This window comes from Salmonella sp. NW884, from assembly GCF_051700745.1.
Lineage (GTDB): Bacteria > Pseudomonadota > Gammaproteobacteria > Enterobacterales > Enterobacteriaceae > Salmonella > Salmonella enterica.
Genome location: NZ_JAMMDE010000006.1, coordinates 100,910 through 119,688, shown reverse-complemented (window position 1 = coordinate 119,688; position 18,779 = coordinate 100,910). Strand labels below are relative to the sequence as shown.

At 51.5% G+C, this 18,779-nt stretch carries 21 protein-coding genes and 2 pseudogenes; 16 read left to right on the top strand and 7 right to left on the bottom strand.

What is annotated here, in order from left to right; translation table 11 throughout:
* A pseudogene (locus tag NA197_RS14790) lies at positions 1–89 on the top strand (hypothetical protein); the annotation flags it as partial.
* Positions 90–133: 44 nt separating this feature from the next.
* Here the strand turns inward: NA197_RS14790 and NA197_RS14785 are convergent.
* A complete protein-coding gene (locus NA197_RS14785; protein WP_064043034.1) occupies positions 134–1,321 on the bottom strand; it encodes a YjgN family protein in 1,188 nt (395 codons plus the stop codon).
* A 194-nt stretch (positions 1,322–1,515) separates the two neighbouring features.
* On the opposite strand from NA197_RS14785, the gene NA197_RS14780 reads away from it, so the two are divergent.
* Complete coding sequence (locus tag NA197_RS14780; protein WP_001519079.1) at positions 1,516–2,019, top strand: GNAT family N-acetyltransferase; 504 nt, start codon at positions 1,516–1,518, stop codon at positions 2,017–2,019.
* A gap of 106 nt (positions 2,020–2,125) precedes the next feature.
* Complete coding sequence (locus NA197_RS14775) at positions 2,126–2,614, top strand: DUF3617 domain-containing protein (RefSeq protein ID WP_064043033.1); 489 nt, start codon at positions 2,126–2,128, stop codon at positions 2,612–2,614.
* 243 nt (positions 2,615–2,857) lie between these two features.
* On the opposite strand, the gene miaE is transcribed toward NA197_RS14775, so the two are convergent.
* Both miaE and rraB read right to left on the bottom strand, forming a co-directional pair.
* Positions 2,858–3,670 carry a tRNA isopentenyl-2-thiomethyl-A-37 hydroxylase MiaE gene (gene miaE, locus NA197_RS14770; protein WP_064043032.1) on the bottom strand — a complete coding sequence of 271 codons (813 nt, stop codon included), beginning with the start codon at positions 3,668–3,670 and terminating at the stop codon, positions 2,858–2,860.
* A gap of 11 nt (positions 3,671–3,681) precedes the next feature.
* Entirely contained in the window at positions 3,682–4,098 is a 417-nt protein-coding gene (gene rraB / locus NA197_RS14765) for a ribonuclease E inhibitor RraB (RefSeq protein WP_000002940.1), read from the bottom strand.
* 16 nt (positions 4,099–4,114) lie between these two features.
* On the opposite strand from rraB, the gene argL reads away from it, so the two are divergent.
* Both argL and argF (NA197_RS14755) read left to right on the top strand, forming a co-directional pair.
* Positions 4,115–4,294 carry a putative translational regulatory protein ArgL gene (argL, locus tag NA197_RS14760; protein WP_371045364.1) on the top strand — a complete coding sequence of 60 codons (180 nt, stop codon included), beginning with the start codon at positions 4,115–4,117 and terminating at the stop codon, positions 4,292–4,294.
* On the top strand, positions 4,264–5,268 hold the full coding sequence (gene argF, locus NA197_RS14755) for an ornithine carbamoyltransferase (protein WP_000103041.1): 1,005 nt from the start codon (positions 4,264–4,266) through the stop codon (positions 5,266–5,268). Before argL ends, argF (NA197_RS14755) begins: the two co-directional genes overlap by 31 nt.
* A gap of 73 nt (positions 5,269–5,341) precedes the next feature.
* On the opposite strand, the gene NA197_RS14750 is transcribed toward argF (NA197_RS14755), so the two are convergent.
* Entirely contained in the window at positions 5,342–5,794 is a 453-nt protein-coding gene (locus tag NA197_RS14750; protein WP_000583462.1) for a YhcH/YjgK/YiaL family protein, read from the bottom strand.
* 675 nt (positions 5,795–6,469) lie between these two features.
* On the opposite strand from NA197_RS14750, the gene arcA reads away from it, so the two are divergent.
* The 5 genes from arcA to NA197_RS14725 all read left to right on the top strand — a co-directional run bounded on the left by arcA (position 6,470) and on the right by NA197_RS14725 (position 11,883).
* Positions 6,470–7,690, top strand: coding sequence for an arginine deiminase (gene arcA / locus NA197_RS14745; protein WP_064043031.1), 1,221 nt, complete (start codon positions 6,470–6,472; stop codon positions 7,688–7,690).
* 10 nt (positions 7,691–7,700) lie between these two features.
* Positions 7,701–8,633: a carbamate kinase gene (gene arcC, locus NA197_RS14740; RefSeq protein WP_064043030.1), complete on the top strand. Its 933-nt coding sequence runs from the start codon at positions 7,701–7,703 to the stop codon at positions 8,631–8,633.
* 111 nt (positions 8,634–8,744) lie between these two features.
* Positions 8,745–9,749: an ornithine carbamoyltransferase gene (argF, locus tag NA197_RS14735; RefSeq protein ID WP_000237031.1), complete on the top strand. Its 1,005-nt coding sequence runs from the start codon at positions 8,745–8,747 to the stop codon at positions 9,747–9,749.
* 55 nt (positions 9,750–9,804) lie between these two features.
* On the top strand, positions 9,805–11,208 hold the full coding sequence (locus NA197_RS14730; RefSeq protein ID WP_000514435.1) for a YfcC family protein: 1,404 nt from the start codon (positions 9,805–9,807) through the stop codon (positions 11,206–11,208).
* A 186-nt stretch (positions 11,209–11,394) separates the two neighbouring features.
* A complete protein-coding gene (locus NA197_RS14725; protein ID WP_000666051.1) occupies positions 11,395–11,883 on the top strand; it encodes an arginine repressor in 489 nt (162 codons plus the stop codon).
* On the opposite strand, the pseudogene NA197_RS14720 reads toward NA197_RS14725, so the two are convergent.
* Positions 11,853–11,994, bottom strand: a pseudogene (locus NA197_RS14720) (hypothetical protein). The gene NA197_RS14725 and the pseudogene NA197_RS14720 overlap by 31 nt on opposite strands.
* Here NA197_RS14720 and pyrL point away from each other — a divergent pair.
* The 5 genes from pyrL to NA197_RS14695 all read left to right on the top strand — a co-directional run bounded on the left by pyrL (position 11,974) and on the right by NA197_RS14695 (position 14,504).
* Entirely contained in the window at positions 11,974–12,075 is a 102-nt protein-coding gene (gene pyrL, locus NA197_RS14715) for a pyr operon leader peptide (RefSeq protein ID WP_064043029.1), read from the top strand. The pseudogene NA197_RS14720 and the gene pyrL sit on opposite strands and share 21 nt — an antisense overlap.
* Before the next feature lie 35 nt (positions 12,076–12,110).
* Entirely contained in the window at positions 12,111–13,046 is a 936-nt protein-coding gene (pyrB, locus tag NA197_RS14710) for an aspartate carbamoyltransferase (protein ID WP_000013055.1), read from the top strand.
* 12 nt (positions 13,047–13,058) lie between these two features.
* On the top strand, positions 13,059–13,520 hold the full coding sequence (gene pyrI / locus NA197_RS14705; protein WP_000148570.1) for an aspartate carbamoyltransferase regulatory subunit: 462 nt from the start codon (positions 13,059–13,061) through the stop codon (positions 13,518–13,520).
* Positions 13,521–13,596: 76 nt separating this feature from the next.
* Positions 13,597–13,983 carry a 2-iminobutanoate/2-iminopropanoate deaminase gene (gene ridA, locus NA197_RS14700; RefSeq protein ID WP_000047544.1) on the top strand — a complete coding sequence of 129 codons (387 nt, stop codon included), beginning with the start codon at positions 13,597–13,599 and terminating at the stop codon, positions 13,981–13,983.
* A gap of 74 nt (positions 13,984–14,057) precedes the next feature.
* A complete protein-coding gene (locus NA197_RS14695; RefSeq protein ID WP_000252555.1) occupies positions 14,058–14,504 on the top strand; it encodes a transposase in 447 nt (148 codons plus the stop codon).
* Positions 14,505–14,619: 115 nt separating this feature from the next.
* Here NA197_RS14695 and mgtA read toward each other — a convergent pair whose 3' ends face one another.
* Together mgtA and mgtL are read right to left on the bottom strand one after the other, a co-directional pair.
* Positions 14,620–17,328, bottom strand: coding sequence for a magnesium-translocating P-type ATPase (gene mgtA / locus NA197_RS14690; RefSeq protein ID WP_000920862.1), 2,709 nt, complete (start codon positions 17,326–17,328; stop codon positions 14,620–14,622).
* A 140-nt stretch (positions 17,329–17,468) separates the two neighbouring features.
* Entirely contained in the window at positions 17,469–17,522 is a 54-nt protein-coding gene (gene mgtL, locus NA197_RS14685; protein WP_099374030.1) for a mgtA regulatory leader peptide MgtL, read from the bottom strand.
* Positions 17,523–17,711: 189 nt separating this feature from the next.
* Here mgtL and treR point away from each other — a divergent pair, with 189 nt between their 5' ends.
* Positions 17,712–18,659 carry a trehalose operon repressor TreR gene (gene treR, locus NA197_RS14680; RefSeq protein WP_001181297.1) on the top strand — a complete coding sequence of 316 codons (948 nt, stop codon included), beginning with the start codon at positions 17,712–17,714 and terminating at the stop codon, positions 18,657–18,659.
* The last annotated feature ends 120 nt before the right edge of the window (positions 18,660–18,779 follow it).

Sequence of the window (18,779 nt, the reverse complement as noted above, 5' to 3'; positions counted from 1 at the left end):
CCTGATGGCGCGTCGCTTATCAGGCCTACTCGTTCGCTTATTGACATGGCGCGATCGGTAGGCCGGATAAGGCATTCACGCCGCCATCCGACAACATGAATTATGGGCCGACGTAAACGTCGGCCTTTTTACATCAGATAAACGGGAAGTAAGGCATGATGCCACGAGAAATCCACATTAGCAGGCTGTTTCCCAGCGGCTTCTCATCATTGGTTAACTCAAGCGAATCCAGATCGCCCTGGACCTGTGTATTCTGCGCCAGCCAGCTCACCAGCCAAATTTTCAACCACGGATAAGCCAGCCCTAAGGTCACGCCGGAAATCACAAACACCACCAGTAACCGCCACAGCATACCGTGTGCAGTGACAGAGGAATGAAAACGAATCGAATCGCTCGCCAGTGACAAATTGTTTAAAAACAGGTTGCGTAACGCCACATATAAGTAACTGGTTACCACAATAATCGCGAGAAAATAGAGGAAATAACATGCCATTATCTGGCCATAATATTGCAGAATAAGCGCCCCTCCTGCCTGCGCATTCCCCATCATACTCAAAAGAATCATGTCGGTGAACACCGGCGCGATTAGATAACCAATCACGACAGCAAAAGGGAAAAGGGTCAACATTGCCAACACGCACCCTCTGATGCACGTTTTAACATTAACCTGAATCGAGAAACGATGAATGCCAAAGTTTGCGCCATTGCCAAACAAGGTCATCCATTTGCTGTAGGTAATACCGTTAATGACCCCTATCCCAATAATAGCCAGCAAACCGAGAAAAACGATATTGAACACTAAACCGCCGACGGCGATGGTTACCAGTGAGATAATATAAAGAACAATATAAAGCGCCACCATCAGGAGTACCGGGAGAGCGAACATGTACCACCAGGCGCGCCGCATGGAACACTGGAATCCAAAATGTACGCCATTAAGCGAAGTCATCATCGCCTGATACTGTAATCCTTTCACCGCCATAAAAGGAATAATCGCAATTAATAAGCCGAATAGCGTAAAACCGAGACCGGGATGACCGTGTTCAATAAGAGAGAGGCTAACAATATAAATAATAAAAACTAACAACACACTAATAAATAATGCGCTGCCCGTAGCTTTGTAAGCAAAAGGCTGATTGTTTAGCGTCATATTAGTATAAATATAACGTCGACATTTCACCATCGCCCACGGCGCATAGATTCCCAACGTAATACACGTCAACAAGAAATTCACAAGGCAAATAACAAAATACTTTCCGCCCTTGCCTGTAAACACCAACGTGTGATTATGGTTATCTTTACTACTGATAACGTTATTCATGAATCATATCCCTGAATTACAATCTATTAGAATTAATAATAAAAACCAGTAAATTGTTACTGATTTGACTACGATACTATTTTTGTTTAATTTTTCCGCCTTTTATTTTGTCTGATTCAGGATCTCCTTGCGCGTAACTCAAGACGGTGGTATTAAAGTAATCTATAAATAAATTTTAAAAATTGAGCCATATTATGAATAATGTCGCCTCGCCAACGCTCACGGTGCGCCGAATCACTACCGCCGACAATGCCGCTATTGCCCGTGTCATCCGTCAGGTTTCAGCGGAATACGGACTTACCGCCGATAAAGGTTATACCGTTGCCGACCCCAATCTGGATGAACTGTATCAGGTTTATAGCCAACCGGGCGCGGCCTACTGGGTGGTAGAGCAAAACGGTTGTGTGGTGGGCGGCGGCGGCGTGGCGCCGTTATCCTGTAGCGAACCAGACATTTGTGAACTGCAAAAAATGTATTTTTTACCGGTGATTCGTGGTCAGGGGCTGGCGAAAAAGCTGGCGCTGATGGCGCTGGATCATGCCCGTGAACAGGGTTTTAAACGCTGCTATCTGGAAACAACGGCTTTTTTACGCGAGGCGATTGCGCTATACGAACGTTTAGGATTTGAACATATTAGCGAACCGCTCGGCTGCACCGGACATGTCGATTGCGAAGTGAGGATGTTAAAGGATCTCTGAAAGCCAGGCGTTTATTTATCCTCGCCAGGTATTATTTTTGCTGATATAAGTAATCCCGGAAACATCCTGTTATCCGGGAATCACTTATTATTCAAGGAAGTTATAAATGAAACGCCTATTATCAGCAATTGTTTTCCCCGCTATGTTTATTAGTATCTCTAATGTATATGCATTAGATATACAGCCCGGCGAATGGAAAATGGAAAATATAGAAATGCGCACCATCAATCCAGATACAAAAGAAGTATTAATGGATGAAAAAAATTCGGGCATAGAGACGCTTATGTGTTACACCCCTAAAATGTCTGAAGATTCTAAGAAAATGGTGAAGGGTTTTTCTACCAGTGCAGGCGGTTGCACGACAACATTTGTAGAAAGTACGGATACCAAACTGATCAATGAGACTGTCTGTAATAATCCTGATGTCAAATCGCACTCTATTGTAGAAACGACGAAAATAAGCGATACAGAATTTGCGATGACCATGAAATCGGATGTCGATGCAGGAGGTAATAAAACAACCTCCATCAACAAAATTAAACAAACCTTTGTTGGCAAGACCTGCTCTGAAGCGTCAAAAGGCGTGAAACAGTAAGTATTTCAACACAAGAACCCGTAGTGATGATGCAAAAATGGCATTGTTCAAGGTCACCTTTCGGGAATATAACACTGAGTGAGTTCTTTTTGCCTGCCGCAGGGCAGGCTTTACTCAGGACAGAATATCATGAAAATGACTTTTCCTGCTCGCCAGCAGCTTGATGCCGGGCGGATGACCACCACAAATTTTGCAGACGGCGACAGCGTAAAAGATAAAAACGCTAATCTTTAATTTTACGCTTTATCCGGCGGCTGGCACGCCGCTATGAAAACGAAACTCGCGGTCTGGCGACAAGATAAGGTCAGCGTCCACCTCGCCAAAATAGCGCACGCGCGCAGAAATGTCCTCGGCGGAAATCTGCTGCGCCAGCGCCAGGTAATCCTGATAATGCCGCGCTTCGGAGCGCAGAAGCGAGAGATAAAACGTCTGTAAATCCTCATCCAGCCAGGGCGCCAGAGCGGCAAAACGTTCGCAGGAGCGGGCTTCGATATACGCCCCGCAAATCAGCTTATCAATTAAGGTGAGCGGTTCGTGCGTGCGTACCGCTTTCAACATTCCTTTCGCGTAGCGGCTGGCGGTGATTTTCACATAAGGAATGTTTCTGGCCTGCATGACCTCGCGTACCTGCCAAAAATGGTGCAACTCCTCTTTAATCAATAACACCATACGGTCGATAAGCTGACGTCCCCAGGGGTCATCAGTTTGCGGCATGGCGCTTTTGCTAATCTGTTTATGCAGGGCAACAAAATCCGGCTCCGGCCCCTGACGAAACGCGAACGCCTCGTAAGGTTGCAGCCAGGAGAGCAGCGCGTCGACGCCCGATTTATCGGCGACATATTTACGCACCAACAGCAACGCGGTTTGCGCAGCCTTCAGTTCGCAGATCAGGTGATCGGTAAGCAGAAGAGGAAGATTTTGCGGATCGCGGGCCTGGACAATCCACGCCTGCGGCGTCGGGCAATGCAGGAAATTAAGCACCGGAGAGAGTATTTGCGGGTAATTCATACGTAACCTGTTAAAAAAATACGACAGCAGACGCTGCCGTACCGTCATACTATGCAGCTTTAGTGACGCACGCCGTCGTCATCTTCATCGACATAATCGTCGTCATCACCCTCTTCGCCATTAGGGTCTTCAAAATAGGTTCCCCAGCCGTCGTATTCGACATCATATTTTTCCGCCAGGTTCATCAGTTGCTCAACCTGAGCGTCGATGAGTTCGGCGTTCAACGCGCACTCGCTGAGGATGTCGCAACAAATAACCGTATCGCCCTCTTCCACTTCCAGCTCTTCCGGCTCCGTCACTTCATAGCCGAGTTTAAAGGCTTCTACCGCGGCTTTTTCCAACGTTTCGAAATCGTCAGCGGAAAGGTGATGCTCGATAGTGTACAGCGCATCCGGATCGCTGCCATCCTCAAGTAACTCTTCAATAATTAACCGCGTTTCTTCACGCTGCTCTTCCAGTAATTCCGGGTTTGCCATAGCTCGTTCCTCATAGATGTCCTGCCGATACTCTTATTGTCACATACCGCCGACGTTGCCTCCACCTTATCGAGAAAAGTTTTATCAAACAGGGTTGCAAATGAATAATCATCCATATAAAGTGAATTTTAATTCAATGAGAGGCCTAAGCCATGTGAGGGAAGTATGTCTACGTTTTACCAAAAACCTTTTTTAAAGTTACTTGATTTCACCGCCAGCGAGCTCACTGCTCTGTTGCAGCTTGCCGCCAAACTGAAAGCCGATAAGAAAAACGGTAAAGAAGAACAAAAGCTGGTGGGTAAGAATATTGCGCTCATCTTCGAAAAAGACTCGACCCGGACACGATGCTCTTTCGAAGTTGCCGCATACGATCAGGGGGCGCGCGTGACGTACCTGGGTTCCAGCGGGAGCCAGATCGGCCATAAAGAGTCCATCAAAGATACTGCCCGCGTCCTGGGCCGGATGTTTGACGGTATTCAGTATCGAGGATATGGCCAGGAGATCGTCGAAACGCTGGCTGAATATTCCGGTGTGCCGGTATGGAACGGTTTAACCGATGAGTATCACCCAACGCAATTACTGGCGGATCTGCTCACCATGCAGGAACATCTGCCGGGTAAAGCCTTTAACGAGATGACGTTGGTCTATGCCGGAGACGCGCGTAATAACATGGGTAACTCCATGCTGGAAGCCGCCGCGTTAACAGGATTGGATCTCCGTCTGGTCGCGCCAAAAGCCTGCTGGCCGCAAGCCGCGTTAGTGGCGGAGTGCAGCGCCATGGCGAAAAAGAACGGCGGCGCCATCACCCTGACCGAAGATATCGCCTCGGGCGTAAAAGGTGCGGATTTTATCTATACCGATGTTTGGGTCTCTATGGGCGAACCCAAAGAGAAATGGGCGGAGCGTATTGCCCTGCTGCGTGATTATCAGGTCAACAGCCAGATGATGGCCTTAACCGGCAATCCGCAGGTTAAGTTCCTGCATTGTCTGCCTGCGTTCCATGATGACGAAACCACGCTCGGCAAAAAAATGGCCGAAGAGTACGGTTTACATGGCGGGATGGAGGTGACCGACGAGGTTTTTGAGTCTGCGGCCAGCATTGTCTTTGATGAAGCGGAAAACCGCATGCATACCATCAAAGCAGTAATGGTAGCGACGCTGTCTAAATAATGTCGTGATGATGCCGGATGGCGGTTGGCCTACAAGATCGCAACGTGCAGGCGCCGCCATCCGGCACAAAATATTACGCCATCAGCATTTTCACAACCGCTTTACGTACCCGCGCCGGTTCTCCCACCGCGCACAGGGGCTTATGCACTTCGCCGGGATAAAACACCACAAAGTCGCCTTCGTTCAGGACGACGGTTTTCTCGTCGACGCTCGTCGGTAAAAATGCAATGTCTTTATCCGCCAGCCAGTCCGTGTGCGGCGTTCCCGCAGGCCGGGTACTGAATGCCATCCCTTCCTGACCTTGTAGCACAATCTGAATATCAAGATAACGGGCGTGATACTCTGCGCTGCGCGATTCGCCCGGCTCCGTCATATTTTCAGAAATCATATAAAACAGCCTGTCGCCGTCAATGTCATACTTACCTGGCGCGGTCGTTGCCGTGACATGCGCATTGACGTGCTCAATCGCCTGCCGTAACGCCGTCGGCAGCCAGGCCTCCAGATATTCAATATTGCCAATAATCATCGCATCCCCTTAGTTAAAACAGCGTTTTATATTTCTCTTTATACGAGAAAAATGGCTGCCATACTACCCTTACTCTCATCGATTTTGCGCCAGCGCATGTTTATCGCCAGCGGTGTTTCTATATTGTTAATAGTTCGCCCAACTTTATGCAGTACCTATGCATAAACCCCAGCGGCGCCAAATTGCCATCACTAACAACGCTTTGATATTAAAGGCGTTAACATAAAAACGTTTTAGCGATCACAATTCGCTCTCCCTGCATAAATGACTTCTCTATCCATAGTTATTTTTAAATTATTTAAATATCCCCGATAATAAAATCCCCCTCACGCATAGTTATGCAACCATTAAAAATAATCATTTTATTTTCAATGAGTTAAGATTTAAATATCATTCAATACAACAAACAAATAATTAACAATAAAAAAATAACAAACCATATAGCTGCGTAGTAATTCATTTAATGCCTTATTGTTTTTTGAATTTCTCTGACCCGGCTCATATATTAAGTAAGAAAAATAGCACTCCTTGATTGATGTGAATCTCATCACATTAACAACCCAAATAAAATTCAATCATTGCTCCCGAATTTAACTGAAACGCCGCGACTGCAAGCACGCTAAATATTTGCAGCCACTCCTTCTTTATTCTTGAAATTATGTAAAAGGTATAATGATGGAAAAGCATTTTGTCGGTTCTGAAATCGGTCAATTACGCAGCGTAATGTTGCATCGGCCCAATCTCAGCCTAAAAAGACTTACCCCTTCAAATTGTCAGGAATTACTTTTTGACGATGTATTATCCGTAGAGCGCGCTGGCGAAGAGCATGACATTTTTGCCAACACGCTGCGCCAGCAAGGGATAGAAGTGTTGCTGTTAACCGACCTGCTCACCCAGACGCTGGATGTGGCTGACGCTAAAGCCTGGCTACTGGACACGCAAATTTCCGATTATCGCCTTGGGCCCACCTTTGCCGCAGATATTCGCGCCTGGCTGGCGGATATGCCGCACCGTGAACTGGCTCGCCATTTAAGCGGCGGTTTAACTTACGGCGAAATCCCCGCCTCCATAAAGAATATGGTGGTCGATACTCACGATATTAATGACTTTATTATGAAGCCATTACCGAATCACCTATTTACCCGTGACACGTCCTGCTGGATATATAACGGCGTCTCAATTAACCCCATGGCGAAACCTGCACGCCAACGTGAAACGAATAATTTACGTGCTATTTATCGCTGGCATCCTCAATTCGCAGGCGGTGATTTCATTAAATATTTCGGCGACGAGGACATTAATTACGACCACGCCACTTTAGAGGGCGGCGATGTGCTGGTGATTGGCCGCGGCGCGGTGTTGATCGGTATGTCTGAACGTACTACGCCGCAGGGCGTCGAGTTCCTGGCGCAGGCATTGTTTAAACATCGTCAGGCGGAACGCGTCATTGCCGTTGAACTGCCAAAACATCGCTCCTGTATGCACCTTGACACCGTCATGACCCACATTGATATCGACACCTTCTCCGTCTATCCGGAAGTCGTTCGCCCGGACGTTCAGTGCTGGACGCTGACGCCAGACGGACGCGGCGGTCTGAAACGAACCCAGGAGAGCACGCTGGTTCATGCTCTTGAAACAGCGCTTGGCATCGATCAGGTGCGCTTAATCACCACTGGCGGCGACGCATTTGAAGCTGAGCGCGAACAGTGGAATGACGCCAATAACGTGCTCACCCTGCGTCCAGGCGTGGTGGTGGGCTATGAGCGCAACATCTGGACCAACGAAAAATACGACAAAGCCGGCATTACCGTCCTTCCCATTCCCGGCGATGAACTGGGTCGCGGGCGCGGAGGCGCATGCTGCATGAGCTGTCCACTGGAACGCGATGGTATTTAAAGGAGACGTTATGGAAAACAAACGCACACTGGTCGTCGCGCTGGGCGGCAATGCGCTGCTCAAACGCGGCGAACCGCTGGAGGCTGATATTCAGCGTAAAAATATCGAACTGGCGGCCAGAACCATCGCCCAGCTTACGCGGCAATGGCGCGTGGTGTTAGTGCACGGCAACGGCCCACAGGTAGGACTGCTGGCGCTACAAAATAGCGCCTACGCTAACGTTACGCCCTACCCGCTCGATATTCTCGGTGCGGAAAGCCAGGGCATGATTGGCTACATGCTGCAACAGGCGCTGAAGAATCATCTGCCGGAGCGTGAAATCAGCGTCCTGCTCACCCAGGTCGAAGTCGATGCCAACGACCCGGCATTCCTCAATCCAACCAAATATATCGGCCCCATTTACGACAAAGCGCAGGCCCGTGCGTTACAGGCAGAAAAGGGCTGGGTATTCAAAGCCGACGGTAACGCCTTCCGCCGCGTTGTGCCTTCCCCGCAGCCGAAACGCATTGTGGAAAACGATGCCATCCGCGCGCTGATTAGCCGCGATCACCTGGTTATCTGTAACGGCGGCGGCGGCGTGCCGGTCGTGGAAAAAGCCGATGGCTACCACGGTATCGAGGCGGTGATCGACAAAGATCTGTCCGCCGCCCTGCTTGCCAGCCAAATTCACGCCGACGCGCTGCTCATTCTGACCGATGCCGACGCGGTGTATCTCGACTGGGGCAAACCCACCCAACGCCCGCTGGCGCAGGTTACGCCGGAGCTGCTTCGTGAAATACAGTTCGACGCCGGTTCGATGGGCCCGAAAGTGACCGCCTGCGCTGAGTTTGTCAGCCATTGCCGCGGCATTGCCGGAATCGGCTCGCTGGCGGATGGGCAAGCCATTCTCGCGGGCGAGAAAGGCACTTTGATTCGGTGTGAAACCGCCGACGTTGACGCATAAGGCTTTTTACCGGATGGCGGCTTCCGCCTTATTCGGCCTACAGAGCGCGCATAACCGTGGGCCGGATAAGCGCAGCGCCATCAGGCAATTCATTTTAACAAGGATATTGTAATGGTTATTTCACTGAAAAATCGTAACTTTTTGAAGCTGCTTGACTACACCCCGGCGGAAATCCAACACCTCATCGATCTGGCTATTGAGCTGAAAGCCGCAAAAAAAGCCGGATGCGAAAAGCAAACGCTGATCGGCAAAAACATCGCGCTGATTTTTGAAAAAACCTCTACCCGCACCCGATGCGCGTTTGAAGTCGCCGCTTTCGACCAGGGCGCGCAGGTGACTTATCTCGGCCCAAGCGGCTCGCAGATCGGCCATAAAGAGTCCATGAAAGATACTGCTCGCGTCCTGGGGCGGATGTATGACGGCATCGAATATCGCGGTTTTGGTCAACACATTGTGGAAGAGCTGGGGGAATACGCGGGCGTTCCCGTCTGGAACGGCCTGACCGATGAATTTCACCCCACACAGATCCTGGCCGATCTGATGACCATGCTGGAACATGCGCCGGGCAAAACGCTGCCGGAACTGAGCTTCGCCTACCTGGGCGACGCGCGCAACAACATGGGCAATTCGCTGATGGTGGGCGCGGCGAAGATGGGCATGGATATCCGTCTGATAGCGCCAAAGTCCTTCTGGCCTGATGCCGCGCTGGTCGCGCAGTGCCGGGAAATCGCCAGCGTTACCGGCGCTCGTATCACCTTAACGGAGAGCGTTGAAGACGGCGTTCACGGTGTGGATTTCCTCTATACCGACGTCTGGGTCTCGATGGGAGAGCCCAAAGAAGCCTGGGCGGAGCGCGTCAGTCTGATGACGCCATATCAGGTCAACCAGCAGGTGGTAAACGCTACCGGTAATCCTGATGTGAAGTTTATGCACTGCCTGCCCGCCTTCCATAACGAGCACACCAAAGTGGGACGCGAAATCGAAATGGCTTACGGCCTGAAAGGACTGGAGGTCACGGAAGAGGTGTTCGAGTCCGCAGGCTCGATAGTCTTCGATGAAGCGGAAAACCGGATGCACACCATCAAAGCGGTCATGGTGGCGACGCTCGGCGACTAATCCCACAGGATATGCGCCCTTGCGGCGCATATCCGTGATATCAGGAGAGAACATCATGGGTAAATTTAAATTTCCCACCGCTTATACCATCCTGTTTATTCTTATTGCCCTGGTCGCGGTGATGACCTGGATTGTGCCGGCGGGAAAATACCAAATGGCGATGAACGCCACGCTGGGAAAAGAGGTGCCGGTGGCGGGAACGTATGCTCCCGTGGACGCGCATCCGCAAGGGATTACCGCTGTTTTACTGGCGCCGATTGACGGCCTCTATAACCACGAAACCTACACCGCCGGCGCCATTGACGTCGCGCTGTTTGTCTTGATTATCGGCGGCTTTCTGGGGGTGGTGAATAAAACGGGGGCGATTGATGCCGGTATTGAACGGGTAACAGTCAAACTCAACGGCAAAGATGAGTGGATGATCCCCATTCTGATGGCGCTGTTCGCCGCAGGCGGCACTATCTATGGCATGGCGGAGGAGTCGTTGCCCTTCTACACGCTGCTGGTGCCGGTCATGATGGCGGCCCGCTTCGATCCGTTAGTGGCGGCGGCAACCGTACTGCTCGGCGCGGGGATAGGCACGCTCGGTTCGACCATTAATCCTTTCGCCACGGTCATTGCCGCCAACGCCGCCGGCATCCCTTTTACGCAGGGCATGCTGATGCGCGTACTGCTGTTAATTGTCGGCTACGTACTGTGCGTGTTTTGGGTAATGCGCTATGCGCGCAAAGTCCGCGCCCACCCTGAGCTTTCTATCGTGGCGGATAAAATGGAGGAAAATCGCGCTCATTTTCTCGGCAATCGCGCCAATACACTGCTGGAGTTTACGGCTACCCGGAAATGGGTGCTGCTGATCTTCGCCGCCTCTTTCGCGGTGATGATTTACGGCGTGGCGGTTCTCGGCTGGTGGATGGCGGAAATCTCCGGCGTCTTTCTGGCGGCGGCGATTATCGTTGGCGTGATAACGCGGATGGGTGAGGAAGCGTTTACCAGTACCTTTATCGACGGCGCGCGGGATTTGCTCGGCGTGGCGCTAATTATTGGTATCGCGCGCGGCATTGTGGTGGTCATGGATAACGGTATGATTACCCACACCATTTTGCACAGCGCGGAAAGTCTGGTTTCCGGCCTCTCTACCACTATTTTCATAAACGTAACCTACTGGCTGGAAGTATTGCTCTCCTTCCTGGTGCCCTCCTCTTCCGGTCTTGCCGTATTGACGATGCCCATTATGGCGCCGTTAGCGGATTTTGCCCACGTACAGCGGGATTTGGTCGTAACCGCCTACCAGTCGGCCTCCGGGATTGTGAACCTGGTTACTCCCACCTCCGCCGTGGTCATGGGCGGTCTGGCGATCGCGCGGGTTCCCTATGTTCGCTATCTGAAATGGGTCGCGCCGCTGTTGCTGATCCTGACATTGCTGAATATGGCGGTACTGAGCATCGGAGCGATGATGTAACGAGCCAGATGGCGACGCGTCTTATCCGACAGGACTGATAAGCACAGCGCCATCAGGCACGCCGTCACCTTTTTTGATCGGCTTCTCATTTTCCTGCAAAACCGCCCGATTGATCCGCAATCGATGTGACAAATGTGATGAATTTCGCCAGTCCGTTGATATCAATAATAAAGATAAGGTGCATTTATGAAGGAATACGATGATTACTCCGCCAAAGAACAACAGCAACTGGCGGTTTGTCAGCGCCTGATTAGTGAAAAAAGTTACCTGTCCCAGGAGGAGATTCGCCGCGATTTACAAAATGAGGGATTTGAAGGTATCAGCCAGTCTACGGTTTCGCGCCTGCTCAAGCTGCTGGGCGCAATAAAAATCAGAAATACGAAGGGACAAAAGATTTATTCCGTAAATCCCCAGCGGCGTCCTTCGCCGGATGCCGGACGTTCAATAGCTGAAATGGTCGTCAGCGTTGAACATAATAGCGAATTTATCCTTATCCATACGGCGGCAGGTTATGGTCGCGCCGTCGCGAGAATTCTGGATTACCACGCATTGCCGGAAATTCTCGGCGTCGTTGCCGGTAGCAGTATTGTCTGGGTCGCACCGCGGGTCGTTCAGCGCACGGCGCTGGTACACAAACAAATTAATTATTTGCTTAAAATGAATTTAAATTCATAAGAACCGTTTGCGACAAGTAAATCATGCATTAATTCGCTTGATCCCAAAACAGAGCTGAGTATAATCGCGGACAATTTGCCGGGAGGAAGCATGGTTCAGTGTGTACGACATTCTGTCTTACCGCGTCTGAAAAAAGACGCAGGCCTGCCGTTTTTCTTTCCGTTGAAAATCAATACCAAGCCCCTCAATTGAGGGGCTTTTTTTTGCCCAGGCGTCAGGAGATAAACATGGCTAACCCGCTATATCAAAAACATATCATTTCCATAAACGACCTCAGCCGCGACGATCTTAATCTGGTACTGGCGACGGCGGCGAAATTAAAAGCCAACCCGCAGCCGGAGCTTTTGAAACATAAAGTGATCGCCAGCTGCTTTTTCGAAGCCTCCACGCGTACCCGCCTGTCGTTTGAAACTTCAATGCATCGCCTGGGCGCCAGCGTAGTGGGCTTCTCCGACAGCGCCAACACGTCGCTGGGGAAAAAAGGAGAAACGTTAGCCGACACGATCTCAGTGATTAGCACTTACGTGGACGCGATTGTGATGCGCCATCCGCAAGAAGGCGCGGCACGTCTGGCGACGGAGTTTTCCGGTCAGGTGCCGGTGCTCAATGCGGGCGACGGTTCGAATCAGCATCCGACGCAAACCCTGTTGGATCTGTTCACCATCCAGGAAACGCAGGGCCGTCTGGATAACCTGCATATCGCGATGGTCGGCGATCTGAAATATGGCCGCACCGTGCATTCGCTAACCCAGGCGCTGGCGAAATTTAGCGGCAACCGTTTTTATTTTATCGCGCCGGACGCGCTGGCGATGCCGCAGTACATTCTGGATATGCTGGATGAAAAAGGGATGGCCTGGAGCCTGCATGGTTCTATTGAAGAGGTCATGGCCGACGTCGACATCCTCTATATGACTCGCGTACAGAAAGAGCGTCTCGACCCGTCGGAGTACGCCAATGTGAAGGCGCAGTTTGTTCTGCGCGCCAGCGACCTGAACGGCGCGCGTGAAAATATGAAAGTGCTGCACCCGCTGCCGCGGATTGATGAAATCACCACGGATGTGGATAAAACGCCACACGCCTGGTACTTCCAACAGGCGGGCAACGGTATTTTCGCTCGCCAGGCGTTACTGGCGTTAGTACTGAATAGCGAACTGAGTCTGTAAGGGAGAAAAACGATGACACACGATAACAAACTGCAGGTTGAAGCCATTAAATGCGGCACCGTGATTGACCATATCCCTGCGCAGGTAGGCTTTAAACTGCTGAGTCTGTTTAAATTGACCGAGACCGATCAGCGAATCACTATCGGTCTGAATCTCCCGTCTGGTGAGATGGGGCGTAAAGACTTAATCAAAATAGAAAACACCTTTCTCACCGAAGAGCAGGTTAACCAACTTGCTCTGTACGCGCCGCAGGCCACCGTTAACCGCATCGACAACTACGACGTAGTCGGGAAATCACGCCCCAGCCTGCCAGAGCGTATTAATAATGTGCTGGTTTGCCCGAACAGCAACTGCATCAGCCACGCGGAACCGGTATCCTCCAGCTTTGCAGTGAAAAAACGCGCCAATGATATCGCCCTCAAATGCAAATACTGTGAAAAAGAGTTTTCGCATTATGTGGTGCTGGCCAACTAATTTGGGTTGGTTATGAGATCCCGGCTCCCTATAATGAGCGGGGACATTCTATTACCGCTGTAATTCAGGAGAAATCATGAGCAAAACTATTGCGACGGAAAATGCACCAGCAGCAATCGGCCCATACGTACAGGGCGTTGACCTGGGTAGCATGGTAATCACTTCCGGTCAGATCCCGGTCGATCCGAAAACCGGTGCCGTAGCGGAAGACGTATCCGCTCAGGCACGTCAGTCGCTGGAAAACGTTAAAGCTATCGTGGAAGCCGCTGGCCTGAAAGTAGGCGACATTGTGAAAACGACCGTATTCGTGAAAGACCTGAACGATTTCGCGACCGTCAACGCCACCTACGAAGCCTTCTTCACCGAGCACAACGCCACCTTCCCGGCGCGTTCCTGCGTGGAAGTTGCCCGTCTGCCGAAAGACGTGAAAATTGAGATTGAAGCGATCGCTGTTCGTCGCTAAGCGCCGGACGTTATCCCCGCCGGGCGGCGCAAGTTTGCCCGGTTCGGGGCACCAACAGCCATGGAGAGGCGGCAATGGTAAGATCGCGTTTTACCGAGGAACAAATAGCCGATTTTCTGCAACAGTCGAAAAACGGCGTACCGAATAAGGCGTTGTGCGAAGAATATGGATTTAGCAACAGCACGCTCCGTCGCTGGCAAGAGAAGCATGCTGAAAGCGTACGCCAGGAATTAAAACAGATAGAATCTACCGCGAAGATAGTCTTTTTATGCTTCATTGTCGCAGCCATATTGCTTACCCTTATGTTTCCTAAACCCACTGCCGCCTTAGCGATTCCTCCTTACTTAGTTTATTGCATTAGCTATATTCGCCGCTTTCGTCGCATATCCGCAAAACATATCCGGCGGTGGGACATCTCCTCCTCTCGTTCTGGCTCGGGGGCAGAGAATGTATTTTACAAACTTAGCTGGACATTCCTCTTTTTTATGCCTGCATATAGCATTCTACAGTTGCTTGAATAAGCCCTGAAATTTAAAGATAAAGCCGATCGCGTTAAACTTGTCGAGCTTTACGGGCATCTGACCTGGTTAGCGATATCGGGGATTAAGCACGCTGGCGAATCCCCGACGAAAGTGTTTACTGCCAGCCATAACGTCGGCTGTAAAACCCTTTCACTAACTGGGTTAACGTCATATAGCCCGCCAGAATAGCAATCAGCCACGGGAAATAGCTTAACGGCAGCGCCTGCAACTGCAGGTAAGACGCCAGGGGCGAAAACGGCAACGAGACTCCCACCACCATCACCAACAATGTCATCGCCATCAGCGGCCAGGCGGCGCGACTTTGAATAAACGGCAGACGGCGGGTACGGATCATATGCACAATCAGCGTTTGCGACAGTAATCCCACCACAAACCAGCCGGACTGGAACAAAGTTTGCGTTTCTGGCGTATTCGCATGAAATACCCACCACATCAGACAAAAGGTCAAAATGTCGAAAATCGAGCTGATCGGACCGAAAAAGACCATAAAGCGCCCCAAATCCGCCGGATTCCAGCGCTGCGGCTTTTGAATTTGTTCTTCATCGACATTATCAAACGGAATCGCCACCTGGGATACATCGTACAGCAGGTTTTGAATCAGCAAGTGCAGCGGCAGCATTGGCAGGAACGGCAAAAAGGCGCTCGCTACCAGCACGCTAAACACGTTACCGAAATTTGAGCTGGCCGTCATCTTGATATATTTCAACATATTAGAAAAAGTACGACGACCTTCAATGACGCCTTCTTCCAGCACCATCAGGCTCTTTTCCAGCAGAATAATATCGGCCGCCTCACGGGCGATGTCCACCGCGCCATCTACCGAGATACCAATATCCGCTGCTCGCAACGCCGGGGCATCGTTAATCCCGTCGCCCATAAAACCGACCACATGCCCCTCGCGTTTGAGCAAAGTGACGATGCGCTCTTTATGCATCGGCGTCAGACGCGCAAACAACGTCGTACGGGCGGCCAGCGCCGCCAACGCGTCGTCGCTTAACCCTTCAATATCACTGCCAATAACGACATCGCCCGCATCCAGCCCAACTTCATGGCAAACTTTCGCCGCTACCAGCTCGCTGTCGCCGGTGAGAATTTTCACCGTAATTCCGCTCGCCTTCAGCGCTTTCAACGCCGGCGCGGTGGTCTCTTTCGGCGGATCGAGAAAAGCGATATACCCTTCCAGAATGAGGTCAGACTCATCGATACGTTGGTAATCGCCCTCACGCGCAGGCAGGTATTTGGTCGCGACGGCGACCACGCGTAGCCCCTGACGGTTCAGCGTGTCGGTAACGCGTTTCACCCGGCGCAGCATATTGTCGTCCAGCGGCACAATATCGCCGTTGTGGCGCACCTGAGTACACACGTTCAGGATCTCCTGTAACGCGCCTTTGCAAACCAGTTGATGCACGCTCGAATCTTCGGCCACCACCACCGACATCCGGCGACGCTCAAAATCAAACGGGATTTCATCGATTTTCTGCCAGCGTCCGGAGAGCTGACGCGCGGCGGTTTCGTCTACTCCCTCCAGGACCGCCGTATCCAGTAAATTTTTTAGACCGGTCTGATAATGGCTGTTCAGCCAGGCGCAATGCAGTACATGCTCGCTGGGCTTACCAGAGATATCCGTATGATTCTCCAGCACAATTTTATCCTGCGTCAGAGTGCCGGTTTTATCGGTGCACAGAATATCCATCGCGCCGAAGTTCTGAATCGCGTCAAGGTGCTTCACGATAACTTTCTGTTTCGAAAGCTTCACCGCCCCGCGCGCGAGGGTGGAGGTGACGATCATCGGCAACATTTCCGGGGTGAGCCCTACCGCGACCGAGAGCGCAAATAGCGCCGCTTCCCACCAGTCACCTTTCGTGTAACCATTAATAATCAGTACTACCGGCGCCATGACCAGCATAAAGCGGATCAGCAACATACTGACGCGGCTAATTCCTTTCTGGAAAGCGTTCTGCTCGTTATCTTGTTCCGACACGCGCCCCGCCAATTGACCAAACCAGGTGTCGGCGCCGGTCGCCATCACCACGGCCTGCGCCGTTCCGCTCACGACGTTCGTCCCCATAAAGCACAGCGTGTCGCACTCAAGCGGGTTATTTTGCCGGGGCTCACGCGTCGCGGCGACTTTCTCGACTGGCAGAGATTCGCCGGTCAGCGACGCCTGGGCGACAAACAGATCGCGCGCCTGGATAATCCGTAAATCCGCCGGGATCATATCCCCCGCCGCCAGCTTAATAATATCGCCGGGCACCAGTTGATCGATGGGTAATTCCAGCCAGGCGTTTTCGCCATTTTCATTAATAACCCGGAGTACGGTAGCGGTATTGCTCACCATCGCTTTTAGCGCGTCCGCCGCTTTCGTCGAGCGCGCTTCCTGCACAAAATTCAGCAACGTTGAGATACCGACCATCAGGGCGATAACGCCTGCGGCAAACAGATCCTCCGTGGCATAAGAAATGCCGCCAAGAATCGTGAGTAAGATGTTGAAAGGATTGCGATAACATACCCACAGATGCACCCACCACGGCGAGGGTTTCTGTGCCGGAAGGCGGTTTTCGCCATGCTTTTCACGCGCGCGCGTCACCTCGGCGGCGTTTAATCCCTCCGGGTGCGTATCAAAAACGCGCCAGAGAGTCTCCTGCTCCATTGCCGCGACTTTCAGACAGCGCTCGCTCAGCGAAGGCGGGATAGTCGCATTTACCGCGGTCTGCGCGCCGGGCAGCGGATCGCGGTGAACCAGACGATAAGGCAAATGACGATTAAGCCGGGCAAAAAGCTGGCGGGTAATGGTTTTTAGCATAGGTAATCCCTCCGCGCCGAAGTCAGGCGCAGAAAATTCTTCAGGCGCGGCAAAGCCTTGCCCGATGAGCAATGTTTAAATAAAAACAGGGACGTTATTGTGTCACTGTCTTACACACCGGTAAGACAGCAGAGGCAGGCTTACCGGAAAAGGAAAATTCTCCATCGCGGGAGAGGGGTGGGTTCAGGGTCCATGTTGCCTCCGGTAAGTAAATGATTTGCGCCGCGGATTATACGCATAAATCCATAAGTTTTGTGGCAATTATGGCGGTATCATACCGTTACGTAATTAAACCAACGATAAACCAGACTTTGCCCATTGCCCTTCGCTTGAGTAAAGTTACTCTTTTTATCACCATCAGCGTCACGCCACGGGAAAACAGGATGCAAAACCGGCTCACTATCAAAGACATCGCCCGCCTGAGCGGCGTAGGGAAATCAACCGTTTCCCGCGTGCTTAACAATGAAAGCGGCGTAAGCGAACGTACCCGCGAGCGTGTCGAAGCGGTGATGAATCAACACGGTTTCTCTCCGTCCCGCTCCGCCCGCGCGATGCGGGGACAAAGCGATAAAGTGGTCGCTATTATCGTCACTCGCCTTGATTCGTTGTCTGAAAACCTCGCGGTTCAGACCATGCTGCCTGCGTTTTACGAACAGGGCTACGACCCTATTATGATGGAAAGTCAGTTCTCGCCGACGCTGGTAATGGAACATCTGGGCATGCTCAGACGACGTAACATTGATGGCGTGGTGCTGTTTGGCTTTACCGGCATCACAGAAGAGTTGATCGCCCCCTGGAAAGCCTCGCTGGTGCTGCTGGCAAGAGATGCGCAAGGTTTTGCCTCCGTCTGTTACGACGACGAGGGCGCGATTCATATCCTTATGCAGCGGCTGTATGAGCAAGGACACCGCAACATTAGCTTTCTGGGCGTTCCCCATAGCGATATTACCACCGGCAAACGTCGGCATGACGCATACCTGGCGTTTTGCAAAAAACATAAACTTCATCCCGTCGCCGCCCTGCCCGGTCTTGCCATGAAGCAGGGTTATGAGCATACGGCAAGCGTCATCATGCCGGATACCACCGCGTTAGTCTGCGCTACCGATACGCTGGCGTTGGGCGCCAGCAAGTATTTACAGGAGCAACGTATTGAAACGCTGCAACTGGCAAGCGTCGGGAACACGCCGCTGATAAAATTCCTGCACCCGGAGATCGTCACTGTCGATCCTGGCTATGCTGAAGCCGGACGGCAGGCGGCTTCGCAGCTGATCGAACAGATCAATGGCCGCTGCGATCCGCGCCGGATCGTCATTCCTTCTACCCTCGCCTGAGTGACTGATTAAACGGAATACCACGAGTAATTTGTGATCTTCGCCGTGTTTCGGGAACGTTCCCATTTTTAAACCAACGTTGAAGAGCTACTCTTGCGCCAACCCATAACTTACCTCCTC